Origin of the sequence: Affinirhizobium lemnae (assembly GCF_022968395.1) — a bacterium.
Classification (GTDB): Bacteria; Pseudomonadota; Alphaproteobacteria; order Rhizobiales; family Rhizobiaceae; genus Neorhizobium; species Neorhizobium lemnae.
In genome coordinates this window covers 1-5,885 of record NZ_JALJQZ010000092.1, presented here as the reverse complement: position 1 = coordinate 5,885, position 5,885 = coordinate 1, and the positions used below count along the sequence as shown (strand labels likewise).

The following is a 5,885-nucleotide window of genomic DNA, read 5'->3' as shown; positions in this document are numbered from 1 at the left end:
GCCAACTTCATGGGATTCGTCAAACTCGCAGCCATCGCCATCTGGCTCAAATAGCTAAATCGTCACTACCGCCTAGCAGCGCGGTCTGGGAATTTAGATGCGCTGCTTTGGCATGCGTCTTTTCAGTTGTCGACTGCGCAGGCGAACCAGCGGAGAGATCTTGCATGAGTCGACTATCTATCTGTAAAATCTGTTGAATTGTAATTGGCGTCAACCCATAGTGTTTCCAGAATGTAAATGATCAGTTGTAAATCGTGCGGTCGACCGTGGAATCCGGAATGCCAAAGAGACCTTATCTGAACAAGTTGATCGAAGAGCTGGAGAACTTGTTCGATCAAAACCCCTCGGACGCCTCTTTGGCTTCTGCCATCCTCAAGGAGCTGGAGCATCGGTCGACGCAGCGCGCGAAGCAGTTGAGGGAGCGGATTGAAGCCGCTCGGGGTCGGCAGCCTGCCACACCCACCGTTAAGCGCGAGCCACGGCCAGCGGAGAAAGCAAGCATTCCTGCACCGGCACCAGTGGAGCCGTCGCGTCCAGCGCTTCCTATTGAAACACCTATTCAGCCCCTGAGGCAGAACAACCCAAAGCCACCGGTAACGAATAAGCCAGAAGATGCCCTTCGTGCTTGGACGGCGCTAGAGGTACTTTCACCTTCTTCGTTCCGCCGTGAGACTGATCTGGTCGGCGCTGACAAGAGCCTTCTTGCCAAGTTCAGCAAAGACGGAGTTCCGTGGGAGACAGAAGAGAAGTCCCGGCCCAACAAAAGGCTCTTCTACGAAGTGTACATCGGCACAATCGAGATGGCCCCGGCTGTTGAAGCCCTTCTCAATGTCTACGCTGATAAGCGCGCCGAAAAGCCAAGCCTAAGAGGGGCGAGTCCTATAGCGACGGTAATCGTCAACAAAGAAGGTCAACCGCTGGAAGAGGAAACGAGTGCAACCATTTCCAGCTTTGCTTGGGGTGTTCCTGTTGCCCTCCAGGGAGACCTAAAGCGGCTCGCGGATTGGCCTCAGCAACATGGAGCCCTGCTGAAAGAGTTCCGCCTACAACTCATTTTAAGGGACAAGGACGATAAGGTCGTCCCCCTGACCAGAAGGCATATTGAACGTCTGTACGATTTTCTGGTCGGCAAGCTCAACTTGCAGAATCTGGAGACGAAGAGGCCGTATTTTGCGGTTCGTCGCTTCGAACATTACAAGAGCAAGACGCCGCCTGAGCCCAGCTTGCTCAATTCGTTCTTCCTAGAGGATTTGGCCGCCGCCAGGTCACTCGCCAGTCAATCCAAGCTCCCTGGGGCGTTGAAGCACTATCTGGGAGATGCACGCCCGAACCATCGCATCGACTTGCTGAACGACACGAACGGTTTGAAAGACCTGCTGCAGCCCGCATTGACGCCGCAGGGTAGGTGGCCTGCCAAGGGCCGCTTCCCCTTGGCTCTTCTCCAGCAAGCCGCAGTCAATGCAACCAATTCTCAGAGACTTTCGACCGGCGTCCTGGCTGTGAACGGACCACCGGGAACCGGCAAGACGACGCTGCTGCGCGATGTGGTTGCTGCGCGCCTCGTCGACCGCGCGCTTGTCATGGGCCGTTACGAAAATCCGGCAGATGCGTTCAAGCCGACGAGGGAGACATTCATAAGAAACGGTGCAAAGATCACGCTTCACCAGCTCGACGAGCAGCTCAAGGGCTACGAGATGGTCGTCACGTCGTCCAACAACAAGGCGGTCGAGAACGTCAGCGCTGAGCTTCCAGACATGAAGGCGATTGCCGAGGATGCGCTGGGGCTGAGATACTTCAAGACGATTTCCGACAACGTGCTACAGCGCGAAACCTGGGGCTTGGTCGCCGCTGTCCTTGGCAACTCATCGAACCGGTACCAGTTCTATCAGAACTTCTGGAAGGACGAGGAGCGAGGTTTGTCAACTTACCTGAACCACGCATGCGGCATTCCCCAGTACGTGTCGGAGCCGCAAGGCGAGGGGGTGCCGGTAAAGACCAGGTTGCGGAAGATAGTCGATCTTGAAAATCCGCCCGCGAACAGCCGTGAGGCTTTGGCGCGTTGGGAAAAGGCGCAGGCCGCATTCATGGTCGCCATTCGCGCCTTCAATGAGCGTCAGTTCTATCTGCAGAAGCTATATGAGAACCTGCTCATTGCTCCGAATTTGAGTGCAGCGCTCGTTGAGGCAAAGGAGAGCTTTGTTACTGAAAAGCAGCAACTGGAGAGCCTGCGTGCGCAGGCAGTTGCCGCTGAAGAAGGACTGGCATCGCCTTGGAGGTCGTTGACCTCGCTTGAGGGGCAGCGGGAAAGGGCCATAACCCAACGGCCTGGTTTCCTGGCACGTCTGTTCCGGACATCAACGTACCGCGAATGGCACGACCAAATCTCGTTCCTGGACAAGGCGATTGCCGAGACTGAGGAGGTCGTAAGGGTTATGACGGCCAAGGCGAACAGTCTGCGACAGCAGGTCGAGGTGTTTCAGCGACGACTGAATGAAACAGAAACAAAGATCGCCCGGGTCGAGGCCGAGCTTCGGCAGGTGAATGAAGCCATCGCAAAAGAACGACGCAATCTCGCGGCTCCAGTTCCGGACGACAGCTTCTTCCAAGGTCGTCACGAGGACATTCAGAAGGGTAGCGTCTGGTTCGACAAGACATTAACGCGGATGAGAGATGACGTGTTCGAGACAGCCGTCCTGCTTCATAGAGCGTTCATTGATGCAGCAGCCGACCCGCTGAGGCAGAACCTCTCTATCTTCGTCGAGTCATTTGGCACTAGGTCTCTGGGTACAGCGCAGAAGGATGCGCTGATCCCTGATCTATGGTCATCGTTTTTCCTGGTAGTTCCAGTGGTTTCCACCACGTTTGCCTCAGTCAATCGTATGTTCAGCAGACTGAAGCCTGAGTCTCTGGGTTGGTTGCTTGTCGATGAGGCAGGGCAGGCGCTGCCGCAGGCTGCGGTAGGGGCGATGATGCGAGCAAAGAGAACGGTTGTCGTCGGCGACCCGCTGCAGATCGAGCCAGTTGTGACTCTTCCAAGCACACTGACTGAGGAGATATGCGGCCAATTCGGATTGGACCCGATCCGGTTCAGCGCCCCAGAGGCGTCGACGCAAACCCTTGCGGACGCCGCCAGCACCTACAGCGCACGCTTCCCCAGCGGCAGCGGTTATCGTGATGTTGGTGCGCCGTTGCTGGTTCACCGTCGGTGCAATAGCCCGATGTTCGATGTGTCGAACGAGATCGCGTACTCCAACCTGATGGTTCAGGCGAAGTCGGCAACACCTGACAATGATGTGCTCGGACATTCGAAGTGGTTCGATGTGGTCTCGCAATCTACCCATACAGACAAGTGGTATCCAGACGAAGGGGCCGTCCTAATCGAGAAACTTGGCCAACTGCGGCGGGGCGGTGTCGACCCTGAAATTTACGTCGTCACACCGTTTGTGGTCGTCCAGGACAATCTGCGCAAAGAGATACTGGCCAGCGGGGTGCTGCGAGGATGGGTGAGCGACCCCGAGGCCTGGGTCTATGAGAGAGTGGGCACCGTACACACGGTCCAAGGTAGAGAAGCGGAGATTGTTTTCCTTGTCCTTGGGACGCAAGCGCCCTCCCAGCGAGGTGCTCGTGCATGGGCAGGCGGCAACCCCAACTTGGTCAACGTTGCGGTCACCCGGGCGAAAACGTCGATCTACGTGATCGGCAATAGGGAAGTATGGAAATCCGCGGGACATTTCTCGACCCTGCGTAGATATCTACCGGCGTAGAACACCAAAGCCCGAGCCTCGGCAATCAACTTTGCAAAACGTGTCAAAAGTGCATTTATCACCCTCTGACAAGTTGTCAGAGGGTGGGATGTGAATACGATCACCATAGATGCCGCGTTACAGAGATTCTTGATTTGAGTAAGTCCGATCGAGCAGCGGATTTCCCGTGGGCAGTTCAAACCTCGGGCCTTCCAGGGGTCGGGCAAAAAGCGCAAGTGGGATATCGGCGAATTCAGTCGCCTCGCGATATTCTTAACCAGTGGATGCGCAATCCTCCAGGTACTGATGGAGGTTGCAGCGCCGAAATTATTCGCCAAAACCTAGAGCTGAACAAAAGACCCGCTGTTGGGGCGGTGGTTATCGATCTCGACGGCATCGAGCAATTGGTGCGGGAAAAGTGGCCAGCTCTCAAGTGATAACCATAGGTGTTAGAGATGTGGTGCGGTTTCCTTCTCCGCCACGAATGGCGTTAAGAGTAAGTATACTAAGCACCTGCCAATATGAATTCGCATCTGTTCACAGGCTAATAAGCTTTTTCGCCTTGATCGAAAACAATCTAACACTGTGTTCATCGAGCTGAGTTTTTACTGCGTCGCGCTGAAGCTGAGGTAAGGGGCTTATGAAGAAATCTCTCTGGAATCTAATCAAAGATCGAAGCGGGAATTTTGGTGTTGTCACCGCTATCCTGTTGCCAGTCTGTATAGGCACAGCGAGTTTCGGAATTGATTTTGCCAATGCATTGCAGGTCAAAGCAGACCTCCAAGGTGCGGCAGATGCGGCAGCCCTATCTGCGGCATCTGCCATGGCAAAAGAAAGCGAGTTGACAGAGGAAGAAGCAAAAAAGAAGGCCAGTGACTATCTAGCGGCCCAGTTTGCTGCGTTCATCGATCCAGATGAAAAAGACGCCAATACCGCTAGCGATATAGCAAAAAAAACACAATCTGAAGTTGTTTCCACCGGTACAGAGGCGACTGGAAAAACATACTCGGTTACTGTGCGTTCCTCCTTCGACGTTCCAACGTCAGGTCTAGCTTCCATTTTTGTTCCAAGTATCCGAGTAAGCGTAGAGGCTTCCGCTTCGAGTTCTACAGAAAGACATGGTGCATTCTCAATGTACTTGGTCCTTGACAGGTCAGCTTCAATGATTGAATACACGAACACATTGAAAGCAGCATGTTCCGGTTGTTGGCTGACATACGTCAGTAAAATTGAAGCATTAAAAAGTGCATCCGATGCGTTAATCGATACAATAAAGGACTACGATCCTGATTCGAGATATACCCGTCTTGGCGCCGTCTCATATAATGAAGTCATGCAGCCACCCACTCCACTTGACTGGAATACGGATGCAACGCTTTCATATGTTAACGCTTTGACGCCATTCGGATTTACGAACTCCGGCGAGGCCATGCAGACGGCTTATAAAGCTGTAACCGATCCCATGGAAGACAGCTACCACAAGAATAAGAATGGCCAGGATAAGCCACGTAAGTTCATTATCTTTATGACGGACGGCGTAAACAATATACTGGGAGCGGATACTAAAACAAAAGCTGCCTGCACAGCTGCCAAGGCGGACGGAGTAGAGATTTTTACGGTTGCCTTAATGGCACCAGATGCTGGCAAAGCTTTGCTGAGTGCATGTGCGACCGACAATGACCATTATTTCGATGCCCAAAACGCGGTGGATCTCGTAGCTGCATTCCAAGAAATAGCTGCAAAAGCATCCCAGAAAGGCACCTTGATGACCAACTAAAACGTGTCTTAGAGCGGCATCCTACCTGATTGGATCGACTGTGCTATGCAAATCAGCTTGTGTCTCCTGAACTGATGGGGTGGATGCCCCCTCCGGTCGGCATCGGAGTATGATGCCTACCCAGCGCGATTGTGGCGCTCACGGAGGAACGACAGATAACACAGGTGCATATCCTTGCGGTCGCCCTTGCAAAGTGGAGTTTCCAGATCTGTGGAACGGATCGCGGCGGGGCGGTTCTATTCAACAGAGTGCTGTCGCGGGCTCGATTGCAGCAGCTTTTGAGTGAGTAGTCGCCTTGCATCGTCGCGATGGAGGCCTGTGCCACCAGTCACTTCTGGGGCCGTTTTGCTCAAGGCTGTGGCCAT

The 5,885-nt window shown here is 53.9% G+C and carries 3 protein-coding genes; all 3 read left to right on the top strand.

The annotated features are described in order from the left end of the window. The first annotated feature begins 305 nt into the window (after window positions 1–305). The 3 genes from MUU53_RS22850 to MUU53_RS22840 all read left to right on the top strand — a co-directional run bounded on the left by MUU53_RS22850 (window position 306) and on the right by MUU53_RS22840 (window position 5,520). Window positions 306–3,764, top strand: a complete 3,459-nt coding sequence (locus MUU53_RS22850) for a DEAD/DEAH box helicase (protein ID WP_247262897.1) — start codon at window positions 306–308, stop codon at window positions 3,762–3,764. 134 nt (window positions 3,765–3,898) lie between these two features. Beyond that, window positions 3,899–4,180 (top strand): hypothetical protein, encoded by a 282-nt coding sequence (locus MUU53_RS22845; RefSeq protein ID WP_247262896.1) that lies wholly within the window; start codon window positions 3,899–3,901, stop codon window positions 4,178–4,180. A gap of 203 nt (window positions 4,181–4,383) precedes the next feature. Further along, a complete protein-coding gene (locus MUU53_RS22840) occupies window positions 4,384–5,520 on the top strand; it encodes a vWA domain-containing protein (protein WP_247262895.1) in 1,137 nt (378 codons plus the stop codon). Window positions 5,521–5,885 lie beyond the last annotated feature (365 nt).